General features: G+C 56.1%; 2 protein-coding genes. Both read right to left on the bottom strand.

Going from position 1 to position 1596, the window contains the following annotated elements; all coding sequences use genetic code 11:
- Nucleotides 1–398: 398 nt before the first annotated feature.
- On the bottom strand, nucleotides 399–1322 hold the full coding sequence (locus AAC083_RS22045; RefSeq protein WP_108537710.1) for a hypothetical protein: 924 nt from the start codon (nucleotides 1320–1322) through the stop codon (nucleotides 399–401).
- Nucleotides 1307–1596: hypothetical protein (locus AAC083_RS22050; protein ID WP_219927924.1), on the bottom strand; the 290-nt coding region annotated here is incomplete at its 5' end. The genes AAC083_RS22045 and AAC083_RS22050, both read right to left, overlap by 16 nt.

Below are 1596 nucleotides of genomic sequence, written 5' to 3' on the forward strand. Positions count from 1 at the left end.
TGTGTATGCTCCTAAATAGGTGGGTTAAATGAGCTAGCACTCGACCAAACTCTTAGCAGTGACCATGCCAACTTTTCTCCTCATTATTTATCAATCACTTACCACCAATTCATAGCCTCAATCGTACAACCCTGAGCAAGTTTTCGCTCAAGCAGCGCACATATCTCAGCAAATATTGCTAAGACAGTGATTTAACCTAACAGGTGGGCAATAAGTTGCGCCTGTCAGAACTATTGACCACCATCATTAACATTTTTCACTAACGCAGCATCGATATTGAGCCGCACCAGCCAATTTGACCGTATCGCGCTGCAAGCCTCACCACACCTGTGTTTGTCCCGCCACCCCCCACTTGTTTTCACCGCTCCCGGTTTTGCATTCGGTTACAACTGGTATGCCTACGCTGGATTCATACGCCGCCTCTTTGTGAGCTCCGGCTCGATGGCCACCTGATGCGTAAAGGCGGCTTGGTGTGACGGAGGGAGGTTATAGTGGCGATCAGCAAACACCCCCTGCTCGCTGAAGCGCTGGGCAAAGTAATCGGAAAAGCGGGCTCCCTCCATTCCGACCAGCTCCTGCTTGTGCCGCATCAGAAACTCCCCTACCGGCTCAAAACCCTTCTCCTTCGCTGCGGCCATCGCCGCCTCATAGTCAAAGCTAGTGCGAATATTGCTCAGTTTTACCCCCTTCTTATCCCCCCGTGTTTGGAACAGTCGGGTGACCAGATAGCTCAGATTATGCAGCTGGGGCAGCTTGTTCTGGGAGAGATAGGAGTAGGCGAGACGGGAGAGATCCGTCTCCACCGTCATGGTGAAATCGAGAAGAAACGCGATACCCCGCCAGGGGTGTCGGTTGGTCTGTGACGCTATCTCCAGTTGGCTGGCGATCTCCTCTCGGTCGGGAGGGAGTATCAATGACTCCTGGGTTGGGCGTCGATTCATGGGCACAGCTACCTCTTCGGCCTCCTCAAAGCGGGGAGTAAAATATGCCTCCAGCTCGGCTTTGTTGCAGGCAACCAGGCTCGAAGAAAGCCCCTCATACTCGGCCCCATTCGGACTGAACGCTGGCCGCGTGCCCTCGCCAAGCAGCAGGGTGCCATCGATGAAAAGGTTGGGCTCGGGAGCATAAGGCAACATGGGGTCTAGGGCTGCGTAGCGGACTCGGGTCGCCATGTCTTCCCGAATGGCTGCCTCGAAGGCATCCAGCTTTTGCTGGTGTGCCGCTGGCATGATGTTATTTGGATAGCGTGCCGTCGTCATCACGATCAGCCTGTCCCGCTGCTGCGGCCGGTAGCCACCCGCTATCATCAGCGGGCGCAGCACACTCCCGTCCTTGTCTTGTGCCAGCAAGGCATCGATGCCTTTGAAGATATGCTGGCCGCTTTCCAAAGAGCGCGAACCGGTGTCGAAGTCTTGAAACGACAGATAGGGGCCCACCCCTGCTCGGCAAAGCGCCGCACCAAGCTGCGGGTCGCCTCGCTCTGCATCAGGGTGTTTCGCATGGTGCCGTAGGGGAACTTGTTGCCCCGAAATGTCATGGGCACGAGGTGCACCTCAACCGCCAGGTTCACCAGCTCCCCGCAGGCCTCTGCCACGG

It is taken from the genome of Aeromonas sp. HMWF014 (genome assembly GCF_963878295.1).
GTDB classification, from domain to species: domain Bacteria; phylum Pseudomonadota; class Gammaproteobacteria; order Enterobacterales; family Aeromonadaceae; genus Aeromonas; species Aeromonas popoffii.